The sequence below is a fragment of the Saccharopolyspora erythraea NRRL 2338 genome (genome assembly GCF_000062885.1).
GTDB lineage: Bacteria > Actinomycetota > Actinomycetes > Mycobacteriales > Pseudonocardiaceae > Saccharopolyspora_D > Saccharopolyspora_D erythraea.
Genome location: NC_009142.1, coordinates 6,063,396 through 6,086,940, shown reverse-complemented (window position 1 = coordinate 6,086,940; position 23,545 = coordinate 6,063,396). Strand labels below are relative to the sequence as shown.

Annotated in this window: 21 protein-coding genes and 1 tRNA gene; 9 read left to right on the top strand and 13 right to left on the bottom strand. The window is 70.9% G+C overall.

Annotation, left to right across the window (positions count from 1 at the left end; genetic code table 11):
- The first annotated feature begins 122 nt into the window (after positions 1-122).
- Positions 123-707 (top strand): TetR/AcrR family transcriptional regulator, encoded by a 585-nt coding sequence (locus SACE_RS26270; protein WP_009947498.1) that lies wholly within the window; start codon positions 123-125, stop codon positions 705-707.
- Between the two features lie 294 nt (positions 708-1,001).
- Positions 1,002-1,268 (top strand): hypothetical protein, encoded by a 267-nt coding sequence (locus tag SACE_RS37970; RefSeq protein WP_143538228.1) that lies wholly within the window; start codon positions 1,002-1,004, stop codon positions 1,266-1,268.
- Positions 1,269-1,932: 664 nt separating this feature from the next.
- On the opposite strand, the gene SACE_RS26265 is transcribed toward SACE_RS37970, so the two are convergent.
- A tRNA-Leu gene (locus SACE_RS26265) sits at positions 1,933-2,005 on the bottom strand.
- Positions 2,006-2,173: 168 nt separating this feature from the next.
- Between SACE_RS26265 and SACE_RS26260 the strand changes: the two genes are divergently transcribed.
- A complete protein-coding gene (locus SACE_RS26260; RefSeq protein ID WP_009947500.1) occupies positions 2,174-3,727 on the top strand; it encodes an amino acid permease in 1,554 nt (517 codons plus the stop codon).
- Between the two features lie 132 nt (positions 3,728-3,859).
- The gene (locus SACE_RS26255) at positions 3,860-4,471 is read left to right on the top strand and encodes an ANTAR domain-containing response regulator (RefSeq protein WP_009947502.1); all 612 of its coding nucleotides are present in this window, start codon (positions 3,860-3,862) and stop codon (positions 4,469-4,471) included.
- A 205-nt stretch (positions 4,472-4,676) separates the two neighbouring features.
- On the opposite strand, the gene SACE_RS26250 is transcribed toward SACE_RS26255, so the two are convergent.
- Positions 4,677-5,099, bottom strand: coding sequence for a PaaI family thioesterase (locus SACE_RS26250; protein WP_011874720.1), 423 nt, complete (start codon positions 5,097-5,099; stop codon positions 4,677-4,679).
- A gap of 92 nt (positions 5,100-5,191) precedes the next feature.
- On the opposite strand from SACE_RS26250, the gene polA reads away from it, so the two are divergent.
- Together polA and SACE_RS26240 are read left to right on the top strand one after the other, a co-directional pair.
- Positions 5,192-7,876, top strand: a complete 2,685-nt coding sequence (gene polA / locus SACE_RS26245; RefSeq protein WP_009947505.1) for a DNA polymerase I — start codon at positions 5,192-5,194, stop codon at positions 7,874-7,876.
- A gap of 189 nt (positions 7,877-8,065) precedes the next feature.
- Positions 8,066-8,497, top strand: coding sequence for a VOC family protein (locus tag SACE_RS26240; RefSeq protein WP_009947507.1), 432 nt, complete (start codon positions 8,066-8,068; stop codon positions 8,495-8,497).
- Between the two features lie 81 nt (positions 8,498-8,578).
- Here the strand turns inward: SACE_RS26240 and SACE_RS26235 are convergent, their stop codons facing one another.
- The 4 genes from SACE_RS26235 to SACE_RS26220 are packed head-to-tail and all read right to left on the bottom strand — an operon-like array spanning position 8,579 to position 13,202.
- The gene (locus tag SACE_RS26235; RefSeq protein ID WP_009947508.1) at positions 8,579-10,645 is read right to left on the bottom strand and encodes a YhgE/Pip domain-containing protein; all 2,067 of its coding nucleotides are present in this window, start codon (positions 10,643-10,645) and stop codon (positions 8,579-8,581) included.
- Positions 10,642-11,313: an ATP-binding cassette domain-containing protein gene (locus SACE_RS26230; RefSeq protein WP_009947509.1), complete on the bottom strand. Its 672-nt coding sequence runs from the start codon at positions 11,311-11,313 to the stop codon at positions 10,642-10,644. The genes SACE_RS26235 and SACE_RS26230 overlap by 4 nt, the downstream gene beginning before the upstream one ends.
- Before the next feature lie 52 nt (positions 11,314-11,365).
- On the bottom strand, positions 11,366-12,304 hold the full coding sequence (locus SACE_RS26225) for a GNAT family N-acetyltransferase (protein WP_009947510.1): 939 nt from the start codon (positions 12,302-12,304) through the stop codon (positions 11,366-11,368).
- Between the two features lie 28 nt (positions 12,305-12,332).
- The gene (locus SACE_RS26220; protein ID WP_009947511.1) at positions 12,333-13,202 is read right to left on the bottom strand and encodes a class I SAM-dependent methyltransferase; all 870 of its coding nucleotides are present in this window, start codon (positions 13,200-13,202) and stop codon (positions 12,333-12,335) included.
- 328 nt (positions 13,203-13,530) lie between these two features.
- Here SACE_RS26220 and rpsA point away from each other — a divergent pair, with 328 nt between their 5' ends.
- Positions 13,531-15,036: a 30S ribosomal protein S1 gene (gene rpsA, locus SACE_RS26215; RefSeq protein WP_009947512.1), complete on the top strand. Its 1,506-nt coding sequence runs from the start codon at positions 13,531-13,533 to the stop codon at positions 15,034-15,036.
- 268 nt (positions 15,037-15,304) lie between these two features.
- Here rpsA and SACE_RS37245 read toward each other — a convergent pair whose 3' ends face one another.
- Positions 15,305-16,003 (bottom strand): IS5 family transposase, encoded by a 699-nt coding sequence (locus SACE_RS37245; RefSeq protein WP_011874718.1) that lies wholly within the window; start codon positions 16,001-16,003, stop codon positions 15,305-15,307.
- A 282-nt stretch (positions 16,004-16,285) separates the two neighbouring features.
- Here SACE_RS37245 and coaE point away from each other — a divergent pair, with 282 nt between their 5' ends.
- Positions 16,286-17,479, top strand: a complete 1,194-nt coding sequence (gene coaE / locus SACE_RS26205) for a dephospho-CoA kinase (protein ID WP_009950259.1) — start codon at positions 16,286-16,288, stop codon at positions 17,477-17,479.
- Here the strand turns inward: coaE and SACE_RS38450 are convergent, their stop codons facing one another.
- Positions 17,480-17,626, bottom strand: coding sequence for a hypothetical protein (locus tag SACE_RS38450; protein ID WP_009950261.1), 147 nt, complete (start codon positions 17,624-17,626; stop codon positions 17,480-17,482). It lies immediately after the preceding gene.
- Positions 17,623-18,876 (bottom strand): NAD(P)/FAD-dependent oxidoreductase, encoded by a 1,254-nt coding sequence (locus SACE_RS26200; protein ID WP_011874716.1) that lies wholly within the window; start codon positions 18,874-18,876, stop codon positions 17,623-17,625. Before SACE_RS26200 ends, SACE_RS38450 begins: the two co-directional genes overlap by 4 nt.
- Before the next feature lie 163 nt (positions 18,877-19,039).
- On the opposite strand from SACE_RS26200, the gene SACE_RS26195 reads away from it, so the two are divergent.
- On the top strand, positions 19,040-19,897 hold the full coding sequence (locus SACE_RS26195) for a polysaccharide deacetylase family protein (RefSeq protein WP_009950263.1): 858 nt from the start codon (positions 19,040-19,042) through the stop codon (positions 19,895-19,897).
- A 151-nt stretch (positions 19,898-20,048) separates the two neighbouring features.
- On the opposite strand, the gene SACE_RS26190 is transcribed toward SACE_RS26195, so the two are convergent.
- From SACE_RS26190 to SACE_RS26175, 4 genes are all read right to left on the bottom strand, one after another.
- Entirely contained in the window at positions 20,049-21,566 is a 1,518-nt protein-coding gene (locus tag SACE_RS26190) for a PucR family transcriptional regulator (protein WP_009950264.1), read from the bottom strand.
- Between the two features lie 159 nt (positions 21,567-21,725).
- Entirely contained in the window at positions 21,726-22,205 is a 480-nt protein-coding gene (locus SACE_RS26185) for a ribonuclease FAU-1 family protein (protein WP_009950265.1), read from the bottom strand.
- Positions 22,206-22,384: 179 nt separating this feature from the next.
- Positions 22,385-22,939, bottom strand: coding sequence for a ribonuclease FAU-1 family protein (locus SACE_RS26180; RefSeq protein ID WP_009950266.1), 555 nt, complete (start codon positions 22,937-22,939; stop codon positions 22,385-22,387).
- An 89-nt stretch (positions 22,940-23,028) separates the two neighbouring features.
- Positions 23,029-23,466: an SPW repeat protein gene (locus SACE_RS26175; protein WP_009950269.1), complete on the bottom strand. Its 438-nt coding sequence runs from the start codon at positions 23,464-23,466 to the stop codon at positions 23,029-23,031.
- Positions 23,467-23,545 lie beyond the last annotated feature (79 nt).

The following is a 23,545-nucleotide window of genomic DNA, read 5'->3' as shown; positions in this document are numbered from 1 at the left end:
GAAGTGCGCGGTATGCCTGTCCATCGCCACGCTTGAAGGCTACACATCTTGAACCGATCGGTTCAAGTAGTATCGTGCGCAACGCAGTCCGAACCATCGACGCATCGGCAAGGAAGTGCCGCGTGGCAGGCAAGAAGCAGTTCGACATGGACACGGCGCTCGACGCCGCGATGATCCAGTTCTGGCGCGACGGCTACGCCGACACCTCACTGGACGATTTGTCTCGGGCAACCGGTCTGAACCGCAGCTCCATCTACTCCTCCCTCGGTGACAAGGACACGCTCTTCCTGCGCTGCCTGGACCTCTACGCCGCGCGCTATGGCGAGCAGTACGACGCCGCCCTGTCGTGTGCGGCCTCGGAACCCGTTGCCGCTCTTCGTGCGTTCTTCGACGTCACCCTGGGGCGCATCGCCGATCCCGAAGTACCTGATGGATGCCTGATTGCCCAGTCGGCCATGACAATCCCAGTGCTGAGTCCGAGCGTCGCGGCCCACGCCAAGCGAATGCTCGGCTTACAGCGCCTGCGCCTGCGCACCGCGCTGAAGGCCGGCCGACTGACCGACCAGGACGCCGAAGCCTTCGCCGTACACGTGGCGGCAGTGAACCAGTCGCTCGCCATCATGAGCAGGGCCGGGGCGAGCCCGGCGCAGCTCCTGGCTATCGTGGGCGTGACCGTGGATGCGCTGTCGAATGCGTTGCGCGCGTAACGAAATCCGATACGGCCGTCGGGGTCGCGGCCTGGTACGCACAGCCATTTCATGAGTTCGAGGCGTGTGCGGTGGTGGTGCCATGACGCTCACGGAGCGGCCCGCGCTCGTTCGCGCCACCGGATGAGCCGAGAATCTCCGCAGCTCAAAGGCGCTGACCCCACGTCAGGAACGAAGTCTCTGACTGCCGTACTAGAAAACGCCGAGGCGCGGAGTCAGTGCTGTCCGGGTGAAAGAGGGGCACTCTCGCCGCTGGTCGATACCGCGCGGTGGGCTGGAGGTTTCACGGCGGCGATGACCGGTCTGTTCGACGATGATGAGGGGTCGAAGGCGCTGGAGATCGCCAGGCTCCTACGAGCTGGTCCGCGGACTCGTCATCCCGGCGCGTGCGGCGGCATGCGAGGTCTCGGCCTGCTGCCGTGCATGATCCGCGTGCTGGCGGCGTTCGGCCGCGTCAACTGCGCTGCCGACGCCACAGAGCGACCGCCGGACCAAACCGATCCCTCGCGTCGAAGCCGCGCTTTCCTCTATACACGGTCGGAGCTCGCGGACTATCCGTAGCCAAACCTGGCCGCCTACATGGACACCATCGCTGAGTCCGTGAGACATCGGCAATGGTGCAGATGACCATTGGTATGGCATGAACCCATCCGACCCGCGCTTCGGTGGACAGATCTTGGGGACTGATCCCAACGCAGGGCACTCATTATTGGGATCGTAAGCAATCGAGTGGCTCAATATCCCAGGTAATCGCAGGCAACAAGGGGGAGATCCCGAGCAATCCTCGATAACACCAGAAGGCCCCCCTATGCATCAAGACCCGCACCAGGCGTGTCGCTCTCTCACCAACGTCCCGGAACAACACGCCTAGTACCTGTGCTGGCCCCGCAACAACAACCGCGGCCGACCCGACAAGCACGAAGGGCACCCCTAGACCGTGTACCTGCGCGAAGACCACGTGCTCGGCGCGGTGTCACGGTTCTTCGCCAAGCGGGTCTTCGGCCTGATCGGTGAGAGCTCCTAACCGCCGACCTTGAGAGCACCGACGACCCCGCATCCCGTCAACGGCATGCCGAGAGCGATCGGTGTCAATGCCAGCTCACGGACATCACGCGTCGGCTCAAGCTGCCAGTCGACTACCTACCCCGCCATTGCCCAAGCAGCGGAAACAATCAACGAGACAATGTCATCCACACACCCCAGGCGCTTGTGTAGATGCTGTACGTGCCCCCGGTGCGATTCGAACGCACACTGGACGGATTTTGAGTCCGCTGCCTCTGCCGTTGGGCTACGGGGGCCTACCTGGTCCGAGCATACGCGAGGGTTGATCAACTGGCGCGGGAGGGTGCCTGGGTGGGGCGGCTTGGTGTCGGGTTTGCCCTGGTTCGGGACTCTGGTGCGGAGATCGTCGCGGGGTTAGGTTCGCAGCCTCCTGTCGGGATTGGATCTACCTTTCGGGGGCTGGGATGGCCGATGGTGCGGGGCGCGGGCGACCGGCGGATGGCGGGGCGGGCGGCTCCGATGCGGCCGGTCCGGTAGGTGGCGGGGCAGCCGACGGTGCGGAGGCGGCGGTCGGTGGTGGGGCCGCCGACGTCGCCCGGACCGCCGGCGTCGCCAGGCCCGACGTCGCCAGGACCGCCGACGTCGCCAAGGCCGACGTCGCCAGGGCCGACGACTCCGGGCTGCGGCGGAGTCTGAAGAGCCGGCATCTGCAGATGATCGCGCTGGGCGGGATCATCGGGGCGAGCCTGTTCATCGGCAGCGGGGCGGTCATCGAGACCGTCGGGCCCGCGGCGGTGCTCTCCTACGCGCTGGGCGGGGCGATCGTCGTCCTCGTCATGCGGATGCTGGGGGAGATGGCCACCGCCGCGCCGGCGCTGGGGTCGTTCATGGAGTACGCGCGAGCGTCGCTGGGCGGCTGGGCGGGCTTCACCATCGGCTGGCTGTACTGGTACTTCTGGGTCGGCGTGGTGGCGTTCGAGGCGGTCGCCGGCGCCAAGCTGCTCCAGCCGCTGCTGCCGTCGGTGCCGCAGTGGGTGTTCTCGCTGCTGCTGATGGTGCTGCTGACCGGTACGAACCTGGTGTCGGTGCGTTCGTTCGGCGAGACGGAGTTCTGGCTGGCCTCGGTCAAGGTCGTCACGATCGTGGTGTTCCTGGCGCTGGGCGCGCTGTTCGTGCTCGGGTTGTGGCCAGGCGCGGACTTCTCCGTCGGCAACATCGCCCTCGACGGGTTCTTCGCGACCGGTGGCTTCTCCGTGGTGCACGGCGTGGTGATCGTGATCTTCTCCTACTTCGGCACCGAGATCGTGACGATCGTCTCCTCCGAGTCCGACGAACCCGAGCGCGCCGTCGCCAAGGCCACCAAGGCGGTGGTGTGGCGGGTGCTGCTGTTCTACGTCGGGTCGGTGGCGCTGCTGGTCATGATCACGCCGTGGGGCGACATCCCGTCCGAGACCAGTCCCTTCGCCGCCGCCTTCGCCCGCTTCGGCATCCCCGCCGCCGGGACCGTGGTCAACGTCGTGGTGTTCACCGCCGTGCTGTCGGTGCTCAACTCCGGCCTCTACACGGCCTCGCGCATGCTGTTCGCCCTGCGCAGGCACGGCTTCGCCCCGAACTGGATCCAGGACGTCAACGCTCGCGGCGTGCCGTGGAAGGCGATCCTGCTGTCGACGCTCGTCGGCTACGTGGCGGTGGCCATGAGCTACGTCGCGCCGGACACGATCTTCTACTTCATCATCAACTCCGCCGGCGCGGTGGCGCTGTTCGTCTACGCCATCATCGCGATGTCGCAGCTGCGGATGCGCCGCCGCCTGGAGCGGGAGTCGCCGGAGTTGCTGAAGTTGCGGATGTGGCTGTTCCCATACCTCACCTGGGCGACGCTGGCGCTGATCGCCGCCGTGGTGCTGACGATGGGCCTCATCGGCGAGACCCGCTCCCAGCTCGGGCTGAGCCTGGTCAGCCTGGCCGCCATCCTGCTGGTCTACGTCGCGTTCGTGCGCCGTAGGGCCGCCGTCTCCTGATCTTCACCTGCCGGAAACCGATGTCGGAAGGCTCACCCCTCCTGCGCGGCTCGCGGCGGTGGCATGGCCTGTAGGCTGCACTTTCCGGTGCGACCGCACCGGGCGGACCCGAGACTGATCCAGGAGGATCCGGTGACCACGCCGGCTGCCGAGGACCCACGCGAGGCCAAGCCCGTCGAACGGCGCGTACTCGTGGCCGAGGACGAGGCGTTGATCAGGCTCGACCTGGTCGAGATGCTTCGCGAGGAGGGCTACCAGGTCGTGGGCGAGGCCGCCGACGGCCAGGAGGCCGTCCGGCTCGCTGACGAGCTGCGCCCGGATCTGGTGATCCTGGACATCAAGATGCCGAAGATGGACGGCATCGAGGCGGCGTCCAACATCGCGGGCGAGCGGATCGCCCCGGTGGTCATCCTCACCGCGTTCAGCCAGCGCGACCTGGTCGAGCGGGCGCGCGACGCCGGGGCGATGGCGTACCTGGTCAAGCCGTTCGCCAAGCGCGACCTGGTGCCCGCGATCGAGCTGGCGGTGTCGAGGTTCACCGAGGTCCAGGCCCTGGAGGCCGAGGTCGCCGACCTCAACGAGCGCCTCGAGGCGCGCAAGACCATCGAGCGGGCCAAGGGCCTGCTGATGAGCAAGCACAGCCTTTCCGAGCCGGAGTCGTTCCGCTGGTTGCAGCGCACCGCGATGGACCGCCGGACGACGATGAAGGCCGTGGCGCAGGCGGTGCTCGACAACCTCTCCTGAGGGCAGGCGGGCACCTGCGAATGCGGGCCTTGACGGCGGCTCCTGACGTCGCGCATCGAGGGCGGCGCTCCCGACGGCGGACCTGGCTACGAGTCGATTCCGCCCGGCGGCGGCCCTGACGACGCGCCCTGGCAGCGGCCAGGCGCCCCCACCTGACGCGCACGGCGGCCGGGCAGCGCCGAGGCCGCCCGGCCGCCGTGGCCGCTCAGCTGTCCGCGGGCCGGTCCCGCAGCACGCAGGTGAGGCGGGCGGTGCAGGTGCGGCGTCCCTGCTCGTCGGTGATCACGATCTCGTAGGTGGCGGTGCCGCGCCCCTGGTGCACGGGCGTCGCGACGCCGGTGACGATGCCCTCGGTCGCCGACCGGTGGTGCGTGCACGACAGCTCCAGGCCGACGGCGATCCGCTCCGGCCCCGCGTGGATGGCCGCGGCGACCGAGCCGATCGTCTCGGCGAGCACCGCGTTGGCGCCGCCGTGCAGGAGACCGTAGGGCTGGCGGTTGCCCTTCACCGGCAGCGTCCCGACCACCCGATCGGGGCCGTGTTCGGTGATCTCCATGCCCATCCGGTCGATGAGCTGCTCGTCGGCGGCGAGGATGTTCCGCACCACGTCGTCGTTCGCGCTGTTCACGGGGCTGTTCCCGTTGGTCGCAGGCACCGTCGTCCGCTCCTTCGCCTCCACGTACCCCCTGTCGGGGGTTAAGCCTAGACTCGCCTGCCGTGATGGATTCCGAAGACCGCCGCCTGCTGCTGATCGACGGCCACTCGATGGCCTACCGCGCCTTCTACGCCCTGCCGAAGGAGAACTTCCAGACCGGCACGGGCCAGCACACCAACGCGGTCTACGGGTTCACGTCCATGCTGATCAACCTGCTCCGCGACGAGCAGCCGACCCACCTCGCGGTCGCCTTCGACGTCTCGCGCAAGACCTTCCGCTCCGAGACCTTCGCCGACTACAAGGCCACCCGCGGCACGACGCCCGACGAGTTCAAGGGCCAGGTCAGCCTGATCCAGGACGTGCTGGCCGCGCTGTGCGTCCCGACGCTGAGCAAGGAGCACTACGAGGCCGACGACGTCATCGCCACGCTGACCACGCAGGCCACCGGCGAGGGCTTCAAGGTCTCCATCTGCACCGGCGACCGCGACGCGCTCCAGCTCGTCACCGACGCGGTCACGGTGCTCTACCCGACCAAGGGCGTTTCGGAACTGACCCGGTTCACGCCGCAGGCGGTGAGCGACAAGTACGGCCTCTCGCCCGAGCAGTACCCCGACTTCGCCGCGCTGCGGGGCGACCCGTCGGACAACCTGCCCAAGATCCCGGGCGTGGGGGAGAAGACCGTCACCAAGTGGATCCAGCAGTTCGGTTCGCTGGCCGGGCTGGTCGACCGCGTCGACGAGGTCAAGGGCAAGGCGGGCGACGCGCTGCGCGCGAACCTGTCGGCGGTGCTGCTCAACCGCCAGCTCACCGAGCTGGTCAAGGACGTGCCGCTGGAGCTGGCCCCCGCCGACCTGGCGGTGCGCCAGTGGGACCGCGACGCCGTCCACCGGCTCTTCGACGACCTGGAGTTCCGGGTGCTGCGGGAGCGGCTGTTCTCGACGCTGTCGGCGGCCGAGCCGGAGGTCGAGGAGGGCTTCGAGGTCAGCGGCGGCGTCCTCGCCCCCGGCGCGGTGGCCGCCTGGCTGGACGAGCACGCCCGCGACGGCCGCCGGGTGGGCCTGTCCTTCACCTGCACCTGGTCGCGCGGCAGCGGCGACCTGGACGGCCTGGCGCTGGTGACCGCCGACGGCGCGGGTGCCTTCGTCGACGCCCGCACGCTGACCGACGACGACGAGCGCGCGCTGTCGGCCTGGCTGGCCGATCCGGCCTTCCCCAAGGCCGCCCACGACGTCAAGGGGCCGCTGCACGCCGTCCGCGACCGCGGGTGGAAGCTGGCGGGCCTGAGCAGCGACACGGCGCTGGCGGCCTACCTGGTGCGGCCGGGGCAGCGCTCCTTCGACCTACCCGACCTGGTGGTGCGCTACCTCCAGCGGGAGCTGCGGGCAGAGCAGGGCGAGGACGACGGCCAGCTCTCCCTGCTGGAGGACGAGGAGCAGACCAAGGCAGGCGCCGCCGCGTCGGAGCTGGTGCGCGCCCGCGCGGTCGCCGAGCTGGCCGACACCCTCGACGACGAGCTGGCCCGCATCGACAGCACCCGGCTGCTGACCGAGCTGGAGCTGCCGCTGCTGCAGGTGCTCTCGGAGCTGGAGGCCGCGGGCATCGCCGTCGACGCCGACCAGCTCGCCGGGCTCGGCGCGCACTTCGCCGCGCGCGTCAAGCAGGCCGCCCAGGACGCCTACGGCGTCATCGGCAAGGAGATCAACCTCGGTTCGCCCAAGCAGCTGCAGGTGGTGCTCTTCGACGAGCTGGGCATGCCCAAGACCAAGCGCACCAAGACCGGCTACACCACCGACGCCGAGGCGCTGCAGAGCCTGTACGAGAAGACCGAGCACCCGTTCCTGCAGCACATGCTGGAGCACCGCGACGCGACCCGGCTCAAGACCACTGTGGACGGACTGGTCAAGTCGATCGCGGACGACGGCCGCATCCACACCACGCTGAACCAGACCATCGCCGCCACCGGCAGGCTGTCCTCGACCGAGCCGAACCTGCAGAACATCCCGATCCGCACCGAGGAGGGCCGCCGGATCCGGGAGGTCTTCGTCGTCGGCGAGGGCTACTCCGAGCTGATGACGGCCGACTACAGCCAGATCGAGATGCGCATCATGGCGCACCTGTCCGGTGACGAAGGGCTCATCGAGGCGTTCCGCACCGGTGAGGATCTGCACAACTACGTCGCCTCCCGGGCGTTCGGGGTGCCGATCGACGAGGTCGACCACGAGCTGCGCAGGCGGGTCAAGGCGATGTCCTACGGCCTGGCCTACGGCCTGTCGGCCTTCGGGCTGGCCCAGCAGCTGCGGATCTCCACCGAGGACGCACGCGAGCAGATGGAGGCCTACTTCGCCCGCTTCGGCTCGGTCCGCGACTACCTGCGCGACGTCGTCGACCAGGCGCGCAAGGACGGCTACACCTCGACCATCCTGGGCAGGCGCCGCTACCTGCCCGACCTGAACAGCGACAACCGCCAGCGGCGCGACATGGCCGAGCGGATGGCGCTCAACGCGCCGATCCAGGGCAGCGCGGCCGACATCATCAAGGTCGCGATGCTCGACGTGCACGAGGCGCTGCGGCCGCTGCGTTCGCGGATGCTGCTGCAGGTCCACGACGAGCTGATCATCGAGGTCGCCGACGGCGAGCGCGAGGAGGTCGAGCGGCTCGTGCGGGAGCGCATGGGCGCCGCCTACGCGCTGGACGTGCCGCTGGAGGTCTCGGTCGGCGTCGGCGGCTCGTGGGACGCCGCGGCGCACTGAGCGCCGCGAGCGACTGTCCGCTGTCGACTGGTGACGGGATGTTGCGTCCTGGTCACGAAATCGCGGTTGCGGAGCGCCGGATCGGCGGCATCCCCTTGGATGGGCGCCACACCGGCGGACCGCGCTCGAACGCGGTGAGCCGGTCCCGATAGCCTTCGTACTTCGCGAACCGTCCCATACAGGAGCAGCATGATCAGCATCGACAGAGTGGACCACCTGGTCCTCACCGTGGCCGATGTCGATCGGGCAGTGGATTTCTACGAGCGGATTCTGGGCATGCGCGCGGTGACCTTCTCCGGTGACCGGCGCGCGGTGAGCTTCGGCCGGCAGACGATCAAGCTGCACGCGGCCAGCGAGCTGGTGGAGCCCACGGCTACGCACCCGGTGCCCGGTTCGGCCAACCTGTGCTTCGTCACGTCCAGCGCGATCAGCGAGGTCCAGGACCAGCTGCGGGCCTGCGACGTCCGCATCGAGGAGGGCCCGGTGAGCCGCACCGGCGCGCTCGGCCCGATCACCTCGCTGTACCTGCGGGACCCGGACGGCAACCTCATCGAGATCGCCCGTTACGACGAGCCCGTCGACGAGCCGGCGGCCGAACCCGCCGGGGAGTCCGCGCTGTAGCGGGCGCGGCTCCACGACGAAAGCCCGAAGGGGTGGGCGGATCCGATCCGCCCACCCCTTCGCGCTGTTGCGGGGGCTGCGCTACAGCGACAGCTCCGGCTTGAGCCGTGCCGGGGTCCAGACCCGCTGCCGCCAGGCGGCGATGGTGCTCAGCAGCAGCCCGGCCACCAGGTAGCACAGCAGCACGCCCGCCGCGTTCGTCACCGCCGCCATGCCGGGTCCGCCGTAGAGCAGGTGCCGCAGGCCGCTGACGACGTAGCTCAGCGGCAGCACCTGGTGCAGCGGGTGCAGCGGTTCGGGGATGGTCTGCCACGGGAACGTGCCGCCCGCGGTGACCAGCTGCAGGACCAGGATGATCAGCGCGATGAACTTGCCCTTCGGCCCGAAGGCCGCGTTGAGGGCGTGCACGACCGCGGTGAACGCGAACGAGGTCAGCACCAGGAACGCCAGCGTCCACCAGGCGTGGGCGGGGTGGACGCCGACGGCGAACACCACGACCGCGTAGAGCAGCACCGCCTGCACCAGCCCGACGATCGCGGCAGGCAGCCAGCCGCCGAGCGCGATCCGCCACGGCGCGACCCCGGCGGCCAGCGCCCGACTGGAGAGCGGGCGCATCAGCAGGAACAGCACGAACCCGCCGATCCACAGCGCCAGCCCCATGAAGAACGGGGCGAGCCCGGCGCCGTAGGTGGAGGCGCTGACCTGGGCGTGGGTGTCGACGGCGACCGGGTCGCCGATGGTGGAGGCGGTGGCCTCCCGCGTCGGGTCGTCCGGGTGCGGGATGTCGTCGGCGCCCTTGCCGAGCTCGTCGGCCAGCGTGTTGGAGCCGTCGGCGAGCTGCCCGGAGCCGTCGGCGAGCTGCTGGGCTCCACCGGCCAGCCGGTCGGCGCCGTCGGTGAGCTCGCTGGTGCCGTTGAGCGCTTCGCGCTCGCCGTCGCGCAGCTGCACGGCACCGTCGTTGAGCTGGTTCGCACCGTCGGAGAGCCGGCCCGCTCCGTCGGTGAGCTGCCCGATGGCACCGGTCATCGCGGGGGTGGCGTCGGCGAGCTTGCGGTTGCCGTCGGCGACCTGCCGGGAGCCGTCGGCCAGCGCGCGCAACTGCCCGACCTGGTCCTGCACCTTGCCGTTGGCGTCGGTGACGGGGCTGTTGAGCTGGTCCAGCCCCGCGGTGACGCGGTCGATGGTGGCCTGGTCGACACCGGCCTGCCGGAGCTGGTCGGCGATGCGGGCCTTGGACTGGTCGAGGTTGTCGACGATGTCCTGCGAGACCCCGCCGAGCACGTCGGCCTTGTCGGCCAGCTTCTCGTTGCCGTCGGCGACCTTGTCGGCACCGTCGGCGAGCTTGGCGGTCTGCTCGGGCAGCGCCGCGGTGGCCTGGCGCAGCTGGGTGAGCCCGCCGTGCAGCCGGTCGGCGCCGTTGGTGAGCCTGCCGGTGCCTTCGGCGAGCTGCTCGGAGCCGTCGGCGAGCCGGTGGTGGCCGTCGAGCAGTTGGTGGGCACCGGAGGAGAGCTGCGCGGTGCCGTCCTTGGCCTGCCCCATGCCGTCGCGCAGGCGGTCCGCGCCGTCGGCGAGCTTGCCCGCGCCGTCGGCGGCCTGCACGGTCTTGTCGTGCACCGTGCTGAAGCCGAGCAGGAACTGCTCGGCGGCCTCGGTGCCCGCGTTCTCGGCGACCGCCTTGCGCACCTCGGAGACGACCTTGTCGGCGATGGTGCCGACCAGGTAGTTGTTGGCGTCGTTGGTGATCAGCCGCAGCCGGGCCTGGCGCGGCTCGAACTCGCCGGGGGAGAGCAGCGCGCCGGAGAAGTCCTTCGGCACCACCAGGGCGAAGGTGTAGCGGCCGCTGGAAACACCTTGCTGCGCCTGGGTTTCGCTGACCCGCTGCCAGTCGAAGGTGCCGGATTCCAGCAGCTCGTCGAAGACGTCCTGACCGGCCTGCAACCGGGTGCCGTCGTCGCGCGCGGCACCCTCGTCGTCGATCACCACGGCGGCGGGCACCGAGCTCAGCCTGCCGTAGGGGTCCCAGTTCGCGTACAGGTACATCGCGCCGTAGAGCAGCGGCACCAGGGTGACCGCCAGCAGCGCGAGCTTCGGGAGCTTGCCCGAGGTCAGCCTGCGCAGCTCGGTGCGGGCGAGGCGGAACGTGGTCATCGGGGAGAACCTTCACTGTGAGCGGGGTTGAGATCCACTTCGGTGTCTTCGGGCCGGTTGTCCTCGCCGATCAGCGCGTGCGGGGCTTGCAGCCGCAGGGCCGAGTGGGTCGAGCAGGCCACGACCACGGCCCGGCCGCGCTCGGCCTCTCGGCGGGCCAGCGAGTACCAGCCGGCGGGGTCGCCGCCGTGGCGGTCGGGGGAGTCCAGGACCAGAGCGCGGGGGTCGGCGGCGCGTGCGAGGTCGACCAGCAGGCGGGTGCGCACCAGGGCGGGCAGGTTCTCGAACCGCTCGCGCTCGTGCTGGTCGGCGTCGTGGGCCGCCAGCCAGGTGCGCACCTGCGACCGGCGCGACGCCAGCCCGGCGAAGCTGAGCCCCTCGGCCACGACCGTGCGCACCGACACCGTCGGCTCGGGCTCGGTGACCTCCGGCGCGTCCACGACCGCGACCGCCTCGCGCAGGCCCGCGGGGGTGATCGTGCCGTCCAGCCGGACCGTGCCCGCGGTGGGGGCGAGCCGGCCGGCCAGCGTCAGCGCCAGTGCGGTCCGCGCGATTTCCGAGTCACCCGCGACCAGCAGGAGCCGGCCGCCGCGCACGCGCAGCGACGTGCGTTGCAGCAGCGGTCCGTGCGCGCCGGTGACCTCGACGCCCTCCGCGACGATCTCCACGCCGTTCCCTCGACTTCTCGCTCCGGTGGCGGTGCGCGGCCACCGGCGAGCGTCAGCGCAGCGCGGTGGCGGGGCGCACCTCCCACATCGTCCACAGTGGCCGGTAGCCCTGACGGGGCCAGAACACCGAGGACAGTGGGTTCGGTGGGTTGTAGTACAGGAAGCTGCCGACCGCTCCGGCGCGGGCGAACTCCTCGTGCGCCACGGCCATCAGCTCCCGGCCGATGCCGGTGCCGCGCGCTTCGTCGCGCACGGACACGCAGTTGACGTAGGCCCAGCGGCCTGGCCTGAGCCGGTGCCCGCCTTCGTGGCGTTCGGTGTCGAACCAGCCGCACTCGGCGACCGCGACCGGCCGCCCGTCCAGCTCCGCGAGCCAGACCGGGTCCCCGGCGTGCAGGCGCACCCCGGCGGAGCCCCGCTTCAGCTCGCGGGCGTTCGGGCGCCGGGTCGAGGCGCCGACCAGGGCGGCGTAGTCCAGCTCTTCCAGCGTGAGCTCGACGACGGCGTCCAGGTCGGCCGGTCCGGCCCGACGAATCTTTACGGTACCAGAGAGTTTCGTATTGGGGACCTCGGGTTCGGGTGACGGCGGTCGCACCGCGAGCACCGACAGCGGGGTGAAACCGTGGTCCAGCAGCGACCTGGTGGCCGGCACGTCCCGGCTCGGCCACATCACCACGCAGGCGGAGTCGGTCGACGGCGCGCCGTGCTGGGCGAGCTGCGCGCGCCAGGCGGTCAGCAGCGCGTCCATCCCGGTGCGCGGGTGATCGCCGACGATCGGGAACAGCTCGAAGGTGTCCAGCGCCTGCCACAGGCTCTGCTGCGAGCCCGGCTCGTGCCGGGTGTGCGCGACAAGGCCGGCGACCGCCTCCCCGCCGGGCACCCGCGCCATGATCGGCTCACCGCGGGGCAGCAGGTAGCGGTCCGGCAGCCACGGGTCCAGCGCCGCGAACCGGGCGGACTGCGCGTCCAGGAGTTCCTGCGCCCTGCTCACGCCTTTCCCCGCCCCCTCGCCGCCGTCGTCAGCCCAGCACGCACCGGAAGATCGCGGTTCCGGGAAACAGCCTGCCGCGCAGCGGGCTCCACTGCCCCCAGACCTGCGTGTGGCCCTCCGGCCACTCCGGCTCCACCAGCTCCACCAGCCGCAGCCCGGCCGCGGCGAGCTGGCCGACGTAGTCGCCGAGCGTGCGGTGGTGCTCGACGTAGGTGGCCCGGCCGTTGCCGTCGACCTCCACGTAAGGAGTGCGGTCGAAGTAGGACTGGATGACGGTGAGACCGTCGGGGCCGGGGTCGTCGGAGAACATCCACCGCATCGGATGGGTCACCGCGAAGACCCAGCGGCCGCCGGGGCGCAGCACTCGCGCCACCTCCCGCATCACCGCGCCGGAGTCGGCGACGAACGGCACCCCGCCGAAGGCCGAGCACGCGATGTCGAAGGAGTCGTCGGCGAAGGGCAGGGCGTCGGCGCTGGCCTGCACCAGCGGGACGTCGATGCCGCTGCGCCCGGCGCCCTCGGCGGCGTGGCGCAGCATCCCGGCCGAGATGTCCAGGCCCACCGGGCGGGCGCCCTGGGCGGCCAGCCACCGCGCGCACGGCGCCGATCCGCAGCCCACCTCGAGCACGTCGGCGCCGCGCACCTCGCCGAGCAGCCCGGCCTCGGACTCGCGCAGGCCCTCCGGGCACCAGACGAAGTCGCTGACGCCGAGGAAGTCGCCGTGCTCGCGGTGGTAGTCGTCGGCGTCGGCGTCCCACCACAGGCGGCTGGCCAGGCGCGACTCGACCACGCCCGCCGTGCGTTTGCTCACACCGACGGTGCCCAGCGTGGCCTCCGCCGCGGCGTGGCCGCCCGCGTTCTGCTGGTCGGGACGCTCCGGACTGCTGGGGCCGGCCAAAGGTGTGCCTCCGACTATCCTGGGTATTGCTCGTTCATGGAGCATTCTCCTCGCGGGGCGGCCCGGGGTGCCCGGGTGCACCGCGGTTTGCCCAGCGATCGAGAAAGCGCGTACGATACCGGCCGCGCCGTGGGTCTCTTTGTTGTCCGGACGTCCACGCCGGGTTCACACCCGGACATCGACGACCGGAGAGCACCGTTCCCCGTCGGATCACCTCGCCGGACCGCCTCGTGCGGAGCCGGGGCCGGTGGCCGCCGGGGCGAGGAACCCAGGGTGCGCCCACAATGCAGATCCAGCGACCACTATCCGTACCGGAGCAACCCACCTGATGTCCACCGACACCACCACCGTCCCGACTGCAGCCGCCACCAAGCCGCAGGTCGCAGTGAACGACGTCGGGACGGAGGAGGACTTCCTCGCCGCCGTCGACCAGACCATCAAGTACTTCAACGATGGGGACATTGTTGAGGGCACCATCGTCAAGGTCGACCGTGACGAGGTGCTGCTCGACATCGGTTACAAGACCGAGGGAGTCATCCCCTCCCGCGAGCTGTCGATCAAGCACGACGTCGACCCGGCAGAGGTCGTCACCGTCGGCGACTTCGTCGAAGCCCTGGTCCTCCAGAAGGAGGACAAGGAAGGCCGGCTGATCCTCTCCAAGAAGCGTGCGCAGTACGAGCGCGCCTGGGGCACCATCGAGGAGCTCAAGGAGAAGGACGAGCCCGTGCGCGGCACCGTCATCGAGGTCGTCAAGGGCGGCCTCATCCTCGACATCGGCCTGCGCGGCTTCCTGCCCGCTTCGCTGGTCGAGATGCGCCGCGTCCGCGACCTGCAGCCCTACGTCGGCCGCGAGCTCGAAGCCAAGATCATCGAGCTGGACAAGAACCGCAACAACGTGGTCCTGTCCCGCCGCGCCTGGCTGGAGCAGACCCAGTCCGAGGTCCGCAGCGAGTTCCTCAACCAGCTGCAGAAGGGCCAGGTCCGCAAGGGCGTCGTGTCCTCCATCGTCAACTTCGGTGCGTTCGTGGACCTCGGTGGTGTCGACGGTCTGGTGCACGTCTCGGAGCTGTCCTGGAAGCACATCGACCACCCGAGCGAGGTCGTCGAGGTCGGCCAGGAGGTCACCGTCGAGGTCCTCGACGTGGACATGGACCGCGAGCGCGTCTCGCTGTCGCTCAAGGCCACCCAGGAAGACCCGTGGCGCCAGTTCGCCCGCACCCACGCGATCGGCCAGATCGTGCCGGGCAAGGTCACCAAGCTGGTGCCGTTCGGTGCGTTCGTCCGCGTCGACGAGGGCATCGAGGGCCTGGTCCACATCTCCGAGCTGGCCGAGCGCCACGTGGAGATCCCGGAGCAGGTCGTGCAGGTCGGCGACGACGTCATGATCAAGGTCATCGACATCGACCTGGAGCGCCGCCGCATCTCGCTGTCGCTCAAGCAGGCCAACGAGGGCTTCACGCCGGACTCGGAGTTCGACCCCACCCAGTACGGGATGGCCGCCGAGTACGACAACGAGGGCAACTACATCTACCCCGAGGGCTTCGACGTCGAGACCCAGGAGTGGCAGGAGGGCTACGAGGCCCAGCGCGAGGAGTGGGAGCGGCAGTACGCCGAGGCCCACGCCCGCTACGAGGCCCACATGAAGCAGGTCGCCAAGGCGGCCGAGGCCGACGCGGAGGCCGCGGCCCAGGCCGCGACCGGCGGCGGCAGCGGTGCCGAGGAGCAGGGCGGGAACTACTCGTCGGCTCCGGCCGAGCAGCAGGAGGACGCCGGCTCCCTGGCCAGCGACGCCCAGCTCGCCGCGCTGCGGGAGAAGCTCTCCGGCGGTGCGTGATCCGGTAACGGCATAGCGCGAGGCGGCCCCGCAGCTCGAAGAGCTGCGGGGCCGCTTGCTGTCCGAGCTGTCTTCGGCTCGCCTTGCGTGGCGGCGCGGGTGGCGGAACCTCAGTGCCTGTTTTTGATCTTGGTTGGTGGGTGAGTTGGCGGGTCATGAGGGTGATGGCGGCCCAGTTGATGACGGTTTCGGAGTGGGCGGGCAGGCGTTCGTAGTCGCGGATGGTGCGGCGGGCTTGGGTGATCCAGGACAGGGTGCGTTCGACGACTCAGCGTCGGGGTAGTACCTGGAAACCGATCTGTCCGGTGATTTTGCGGACGATGTGCAGGGTGATGCCCAGGGCGGTGTCCGCCCAGGTGATCAGGCGGCCCGCGTAGCCCGCGTCGGCCCGCAGCAGGCTGAGCCGCTGCTGGGTTTTACGGAGGTAGCGCAGGAGGAGTTCGGCGCCGCGTCGGTCGGTGACGTGGGCTCCGGTGACACACACGCCCAGCAGCAGGCCCAGTGTGTCGGTGGTGATGTGTCGTTTGCGTCCGTTGACTTTCTTGCCCGCGTCGTAGCCGCGGGTGTCGCGGCCCGCGGTTTCGGCGGCGCGCACGGATTGGGAGTCGATGACGCCCGCGCTGGGCTGGTGGTGGCGTCCGGCGCGGGTGCGGATCTGCTCGCGCGGGCTGTCACGCAGGGCGAGGACGACGTTGTCGCGGCTCCAGCGGTTGTAGAAGCCGTAGACGGTCTGCCACGGAGGGAAGTCCGCGGGCAGTCCGCGCCATTTGCAGCCGTTGTCGATGACGTAGCGGATGGCATCGACCACGTCGCGACGCGGGTGCTGTTCCGGGTGACCGCCGCTGGAGGTCTCACACGCCGGAGTGGGCAGCAGCGGTTCGATCAACGCCCACTCGGCGTCGGTGGTGTCGGTCGGGTAGCGGTGTGGGCGGGCGGTAGAGCTGTCCTGGGCTGTTGTGGTGTACAAACGGATCGGGCCTTTGCTGTGTCGATCTTGATGTGGTGTCACGATCACTAGCAAAGGCCCTCTTCCACCCCACCCCCGGGGATCAAAAACAGGCACTCAGGCGCCCTCTGGCTCCGGGATCTTTTCTCGCGTATCACGCCTCGCCAGAGGACGCCTGAGAACCCGCGGCGGTGCCGGTTGCGGGGGTGGGCCAAGCGGCTTCGCTGCTTCGAGGATCGAAAGGCAGGTCTTGGCGCCTCGCCTCCGGCGCCGGTGCGGAGGGCGGCTGGCAAGATGGGCCGGGTGTTGCGCGTGGGACTCAGCGGCGGGATCGGATCGGGCAAGTCCACGGTGGCGAAGCGGCTGGCCGATCTCGGCGCCGTCGTCATCGACTCCGACGTGCTCGCCAGGGAAGTGGTGGCGCCGGGCAGCGACGGGCTGGCCGCGGTGGTGGAGCGGTTCGGCAGCGACGTCCTGGACGCCGACGGAGCGCTCGACAGGCCCGCGATGGCGCGTCGGGTCTTCGGCGACGACGAGGCCCGCGCGGCGCTGAACGCGATCGTGCACCCGAGGGTCGGTGCCCGGACCGCCGAGCTGATGGAGCAGGCCGCCGAGGACGCGATCGTCGTGCACGACGTGCCGCTGCTGGTGGAGCTCGGTTACGCGCCGAGCTACCACCTGGTGGTCATCGTCGACGCGCCGGTCGAGGACCGGGTGCGGCGGCTGGTCGACCGCGGCCTCGAGGAGTCCGACGCCAGGGCCCGCATCCGCGCGCAGGCCACCGAGGACCAGCGCCGCGAAGCGGCCGACGTGTGGCTGGACAACAGCGGGGCGGTCGACGACGTGCACGCCGCGGTCGACGCGCTGTGGGCGGACCGGCTGGTGCCTTTCGAGGCGAACGTGCGGCTGCGGACCCGGCCGCCCGAGCGGTCGCCGGTCCTGGTCGAGCCGGACCCGGAGTGGCCGCGCACCGCGCGGCGCCTGCTCGCCCGCGTGGAGCGCGCGGCCGGGGACGCCGTGGTGCGGGCCGACCACGTCGGGTCGACGTCGGTGCCGGACCTGCCCGCCAAGGACGTCGTCGACCTCCAGCTCACCGTCCGCTCGATGGCCGCCGCCGACGGGCTCGCCGAGCCGCTGGCGCGGGCCGGTTTCCCGGTGGTGCCCGAGATCCGCGGCGACAACCCCCACCCGGTCGCGCCCGCCCCGGGGCAGTGGGCCAAGCGCGTGCACGTCTCAGCCGACCCCGGCCGCTACGCCAACTTGCACGTGCGTGTCGCGGGCGGCCCCGGCTGGCGCTACGCGCTGCTGTTCCGCGACTGGCTGCGCGCTGACGACGATGCCCGCGAGGAGTACCTGCGGATCAAGCGCGAGGCCGCGCAACGACACGCTTCCAACCCCGATGCCTACACCGAGGCGAAGGAGCCGTGGTTCGCCGACGCGCTGCCGCGGGCGGAGGAATGGGCGTCGCGCACCGGGTGGGAACCGCCCGCGGTGTGATCAGCGCCGGGGCGGCTCCGCGCGTTCGAGGGTGTACTCGGTGGCGATCTTGAGCAGGATGTCCCTCTCGACCCGCAGCAGCCGGTTCTCCCGGCGCAGCCAGTCCAGTTCCTCCCGCTCGTCCACCGAGATCTCGTCGGTGCTCATCGCAGCGGGTCGAGCGGTCGCAGCGCGGCGGGCTGCTTGCCGCACACGATCTGCTCCGACAGCAGCTGCCCCGTGACGGGCCCCAGCGTCAGACCCCACATGCCGTGCCCGCCCGCGACGAAGACGCCCGGCATGCGGGTGGCGCCGACGAGCGGGAGCCCGTCGGAGGTCACCGGCCGCGGCCCCACCCACTCGTCCTGGCGAGCGCTCCAGTCGACGCCGCGCAGCAGCGGACGGGCCGAGCGCACGATCGCCTCGATGCGAGCCGGCTCCGGCGGTGCGTCGGGGTCGCGGAACTCCATGGTCCCGGCGACCCGCATCGCGCCCTGGTAGGGCGTGCAGGCGACGCGCACGGCGGGCAGGTAGACCGGCCCGGGAACGGGATGCTCGGTCGGGACGGTGAAGGAGTAGCCGCGCCCCGCGCGCACCTGCCTGCGGACGCCGAACCCGCGGGCCAGCGGCGACAGCCACGCGCCCGTCGCCAGCACCACGGCGTCGGCGGTGATCCCGTCGTGCTGTTCGCTCCTGACGACGAGCCGCGAGCCGCTGCGGAACACGTCGCGCACGGCGAAACCGGTGCGGATGCTCGCCCCGCGCGCTTCGGCACCGCGAGCGAGGGCGCGCGTGAACTCGCCGGGGTCGACGAAGCGCTGCCCTTCCAGCCGCAGCACCGCCTCGATGCGCGAGGACAGCTGGGGCACGTCGACCTCGGCGATGTCCGGCTCGCTGAACTCGACGTCCTGCCCGGCCTGCCGGATCTTCTCGAACTCGTGGCGCAGCTCGGCGACCTGCTCGCGCCGCTCGAACGCGGCGGTGATCGGGGCGGGCACCGCGCGAGCCCGCACACCGCCCCGGGCCAGCTCGTCGAACGCTCCGAGGCAGGCGGCGTTGAGCGGTGCGAAGGCTTCCATCGACCGGCGCCATGCGCGCGCCGTGCAGTGGCGGGCGAACCGGGCGAGAAACGACCAGAGCCCGGCGTCGGCTGATGCGGGCACGTACAGCGGCGCGTCGCGGTCGGTCAGCGAGCGCAGCCCGTAGCGCAGGACGCCGGGTTCGGGCAGCGGGACGGTGAACCCGGGGGAGACGTATCCGGCGTTGCCCCAGGAAGCACCGGCGGCGACCGCCCGCCGGTCCACGACCGACACCTCGACGCCGTGCTCCCGCAGGAACCACGCCGTCGACAGCCCGACCACACCGGCACCGACCACGACGACCTTCTCCGGGGCCCGGTCCATCCCGTCCTCGCGCATGTCCTCCACCTCTCCTGCTCCGACAGCGACGAGCATGGCTCCGGCTGGCGGCGAAGTCGCTGTGGATTTCGCACAATTCGAGCGGCTCAGATTGGCCGAACCGCACCGTCTCCGGGTTCGCGCTTGACCTTCACATCTGTGTGAATGTTTCACCGTGGGTGCCATGGACAACGAACTCTTCGGCTACAGCCCGATCGTGGAGCGGGAGCCGATCCACTGGCCGGGTGGTGCGCGGGTCGCCTTCTACGTGGGCGTGAACATCGAGCACTACCGGGTCGACCGCCCGGCGACGAGCATCTTCGAGGGCACCGCGCGGCTGGTGCCGGACCCGCTGAACTACGGATGGCGCGACTACGGGCCTCGGATGGGCCTGTGGCGGCTGGTCGACAGCCTCGACCGGCACGGGATGCGCGCGAGCGCGCTGCTCAACTCCGACGTGGTCGAGCGGTACCCGCAGATCGTCGAGGCCGGGCTGGCCCGCGACTGGGCGTGGCTGGCCCACGGCAAGAACAACTCCACGTTCCAGGCCGACCTGCCAGCCGACGAGGAACGCGCCTACCTGGGCGAGGTCGTCGGCACCATCGAGAAGGCGACCGGTCGCCGGCCGCGCGGGTGGATGGGACCGGGGCTCACCGAGAGCTTCCAGACGCCGTCGCTGCTGGCCGAGCTCGGCCTGAGCTACGTCCTCGACTGGACCAACGACGACCAGCCGTACCGGCTGAACGCACCGGGGATGCTCAGCGTCCCCTACGCCATCGAGCTGAACGACATCAGCCTGTTCGTGGGCAAGAGCCTCAGCGGGCCGGACTTCGTGCGGATCGTGGAGGACCAGCTCGAGCAGCTCCACGCCGACGCGGCGGGCAGCGGCCGGGTGATGGCGCTGGCCCTGCATCCCTTCGTCATCGGCCAGCCCTTCCGGGCCAAGTACCTGGACCAGGCGCTGGAGCACGTCGCGAACCACCCCGGCGTGTGGCTCACCACCAGCGACGACATCGCGGAGCACTACCTGCGTTCGGCATAGCCTGAGCTGTCGTTGAACCGACTCATCCTGCTTGGCGGCGCGGGTGGCGGAACCTCAGGCGCCCTCTGGCTCCGGGATCTTTTTCTCACGTATCCAGCCATACGCCGCGAAAAATGCGGGGGTGGGCCAAGCGGCTTCGCTGCTTTGGAATCTAGACAGCCAGGGCGATGATCATGGCGAGCCGGGCGTCCGGGTCGTCCAGTTCCAGCGGGACGATCTCGGCCATCTTCCGCATCCGGTTGCGGACCGTGTTCGGGTGGATGCCCAGGCGCGCCGCGGCCGCGGCGAGGTCGGACTGGCACTCCAGCCACGCGCGCAGCGTCTCGGCGTAGTGCGTCCCGTGGACCTCGTCGTGGCGGCGCAGCCGGGCGACGGGGCCGCGGGCTGGCTGGCGGCCGGCGCCCGCGGCCCGGCGCAGCCGCTGGAGCAGGATCTCGTGCCAGTCGTCGTCGTAGACCACGGCGACCTCGGCGCCGCCGCGGGCGGCGTGCAGCGCCAGGCTCTCGTCGGCCTCCTGCCTGCTGCTCACCAGCTCTCCCGGTCCGGCGGCTCCGCCGATCCCGGCGAGCACGGTGATCCCGGACGGGATGTCGCGCGCCAGCGTGCGCACCCACTCGCGGGCGCGGGCCGCCTCGTCGTACGGGAGGACCGTGTAGACGGTGTTGGCGAACAGGGCGCTGCGCCCCGGACGCGTCCAGCCGAACCCGGTCGTCGCGCGTTCGAAGGCCAGCAGCGCCGACGCGGCGTGCTCGCCGCCGTCGTGGGCCTGCACCGCCACGACCCGGAAGCTCGCCCCCCGGAATCCCAGCCTGCTCAGTTCGGCGGCGGGGTCGCCGTCGCCTTCGACGAGCCCGATCACCAGGTCGGACTCGATCTGGCGTTCCAGGTCCGCGCTCGCGCGACTGCGCAGCATGTGCAGCGCGGCCGTGCGCGCCCCGTTGACCAGCGCGGTCTCGCCCGCCGGGCCCAGCGGAGCGGGCGTCTCCACCCAGATCGAGCCGAGCAGCTCCCGGCCCGCCCGCACGGCGGCCACCGCTCGGCCGCGCCCCGCGCCCGCCTCCAGCGGCTCCACGAAGAGCGGCTGGTCCGACGCCGCGAGGTGCTCGAACACGCCTCGGGCGGCCAGCTCGCGCCGCACCGCCTCGGGCACCCTGCGTCCGAGGATCGTCTCCAGCCGGGCGGGGTCGGCACCGGTCTGCTCGCTGGAGTAGGCCAGCACGCCGCAGTGGTGGTCCTCGATGGTCACCGGCCCGCCGACCGACCCGGCCAGCGTGTCGGCGAGCGCGAACAGGTCGGTCGGCCCGCGTCCGGCCTCGGTCTCGCGCCCCTCCAGCACCAGGCCGTAGACGACACCGGCGAGCTGGCCCCACGACACCTCCGGGGCCGCGACCACGACCGCGACACCGCGCTCCCCGGCGGTCGCCAGCGCCCCGTCGCCGAGTTCGGATGCCCGGAAGACGACGACGGCGGCGCGCGTGGACGCGAGCAGTTCCGCCGCCGCCGATGCGTCGACCCCGACGGCGAGCAGCACGTCGTCGGACCGGTCGGCCGGTTCGGCGGGATCGTGCAGCGCCACCGAGCGCAGCTCGGTCCGCCTGCTGCGCGGCGCGCACACGAGCCTGGCGCCCAGTCCACCGAGGACGTTGATCAACCGGTCCAGCTTGACCATCTGGTGCTCCGCTACCCGGCGGCCCCGCCGCTGCGGGGACCGCGCTCACCCTTCGGCATCGAAGCTAACCGCCTCCGCGCGCGGGCCGCGCGCGGGCCGGGGACACCACCGATGGGCTGTGGGCGCCCCCCGGCTCGCGTCCCGGCGAGGGTCAGCAGGTCACCAGATGTCGAAGATGCCCCGGTGGGCCAGCCACTGGTTCAGGTCGCGGTGCAGGCTGATCTCCTCCAGCGTGCGGTGCACGGTCCGCAGCGCGTAATCGGCTTCGCTGAGCCGGATCAGCCCACCGGAGACCGCGTCGGCGAACTCCTCGTACTGGGCGATGCGCGCCGGCCCCTGGTCGGGCACCTCCAGGCCGAGCAGCAGGTCGGTGGTGGTCCAGGAGCGGGTGTCGCGCTCGACGTGCACCGCGGTCAGCAGGCTCGGCCCGCGGCGGGAGTGCCTGCGGCGCGGGCGGTGGCGGGTGAGCTTGAGGCCCAGGTCGGGCAGCAGCCAGGTGACCTCGCTGTCTGCGGCGGGGTCCTCGGGCGTGGAGCACTCCAGCGACAGCCCCCAGGGTTCTACGCGGCACACGTCCAGTCCCATCACGGCGCCCGAGGAATGGGACCGCCGAGCGCTGAACAGGTCGATAACGTCCACCAGCCGAGGAGAAGAAGCCACCATGCCCACGGCGCAGAGATTAATGGCAAAAAGCGTGGTGTAGATCAACAGTAGCGACTTTTAACATAACTTTTCAGAGCTCGTCGGATATCGATTCCGCGCGTGCCGCCTCCGTCACCGGGATGGCGGTAGCGGGAGTGCGCACCGCTTCGGCAGACTCAAGAACGGTGCCCGGGCCAGGAGAGTTCGATTCCGTTGTGCCGCAACCACTCCGCCAGGTCGTAGCCGTGCCGGGCCAGTCCCTCGACGGCGGCGCAGGCGGTCTCCAGCGCCTGCCGCGCGGTTGGCTCGTCGAGCAGATCCGCTTTGGTGGCAACCAGGAACTCGTCGACGTCGAGCAGCCGCGCCTCGCGGCCGGCGCGGACTTCGATGTCCAGGTAGTGGTCAACGGTGCGCCAGCTCTCCTCGCCGCGCTCGACGCCGACCACGTCGAGGTAGAAGTCCAGATCCCGCTCGTGGCCGGGGTGCCAGTCGAAGCGGCTGATCCGCAGCCCGAGTCCGGGCAGCAGCCACGACCGCAGGTAACGAAGCCGCGGGTGGCCCGGCATCGGGCGCGCGAGGTAGAGGCCGAACGGCTCCACGCGGTAGAAGTCGACGTCTCGCACGATCTGCTTCGGATCGGTGTTCGTGCGCGCGGCGAGGTCGAAGATCTCGGTCTTCGGCGGGTGGACCGGCAGCCCCAGCCGGTTGGCGATGTCGCGCTGGGTCGTCACGTCCGCACCCTATGCAGGGGCGCGACGTCGCGTCCAACGCCGCGCCCGGTTTCCTGCGACAATACTCGCCACCTCCGATCCGGTCGGGGTCAAGCTCTCCTCCCCCCACGCTGCGGCATCATCGAGGGGGCCATGGTGGCCAGGCCCGCCAGCAGCACGACCGCGCCGCCGATGACGTTGCAGAGCACGGTGGTGGCCGTGATCGCGGTCCCGCTGATGACGAATACCGACAGGATCGCCCAGAGACCCAGCACCGGGCAGACCCACGCGATCCCGTGCGTGCGGTGGAAAGCCGCCGCGAAGCACAGGCCCAGGACCGCCGTGGCCAAGCCGGTGACGAAGTTGTTCATCGCCAGCGAGCCCACCCCGCTGAACCCGGCGATCCATGGGGAGAGGGCGATGAACAGCCCGCCGAGGACGATCGCCCCGTCGGCGGCCTGCGCGGTGGGGGTCTCGGCGGCCCGGTCGTAGCGGGCGCGCAGTTCGGCAAGGTCAGGATGCCCGGTGATCGGTGTACTGGTGGACATCACACCACCTCCAGAAGCGGCTGCGACCGTCCCCGGTGGCAGAGCCGCCGGAGCGGTCGACCCCAGTATCAGCCCGCGG

Excerpts from the sequence above, each read along its gene's own strand:
- SACE_RS37970 (WP_143538228.1), top strand. The coding sequence starts at position 1,002 with ATGACCGGTCTGTTCGACGATGATGAGGGGTCGAAGGCGCTGGAGATC.
- SACE_RS26260 (WP_009947500.1), top strand. The coding sequence starts at position 2,174 with ATGGCCGATGGTGCGGGGCGCGGGCGACCGGCGGATGGCGGGGCGGGC.
- polA (WP_009947505.1), top strand. The coding sequence starts at position 5,192 with ATGGATTCCGAAGACCGCCGCCTGCTGCTGATCGACGGCCACTCGATG.
- SACE_RS26240 (WP_009947507.1), top strand. The coding sequence starts at position 8,066 with ATGATCAGCATCGACAGAGTGGACCACCTGGTCCTCACCGTGGCCGAT.
- SACE_RS26235 (WP_009947508.1), bottom strand. The coding sequence starts at position 10,645 with ATGACCACGTTCCGCCTCGCCCGCACCGAGCTGCGCAGGCTGACCTCG.
- rpsA (WP_009947512.1), top strand. The coding sequence starts at position 13,531 with ATGTCCACCGACACCACCACCGTCCCGACTGCAGCCGCCACCAAGCCG.
- SACE_RS38450 (WP_009950261.1), bottom strand. The coding sequence starts at position 17,626 with ATGAGCACCGACGAGATCTCGGTGGACGAGCGGGAGGAACTGGACTGG.
- SACE_RS26200 (WP_011874716.1), bottom strand. The coding sequence starts at position 18,876 with ATGCGCGAGGACGGGATGGACCGGGCCCCGGAGAAGGTCGTCGTGGTC.
- SACE_RS26195 (WP_009950263.1), top strand. The coding sequence starts at position 19,040 with ATGGACAACGAACTCTTCGGCTACAGCCCGATCGTGGAGCGGGAGCCG.
- SACE_RS26190 (WP_009950264.1), bottom strand. The coding sequence starts at position 21,566 with ATGGTCAAGCTGGACCGGTTGATCAACGTCCTCGGTGGACTGGGCGCC.
- SACE_RS26175 (WP_009950269.1), bottom strand. The coding sequence starts at position 23,466 with ATGTCCACCAGTACACCGATCACCGGGCATCCTGACCTTGCCGAACTG.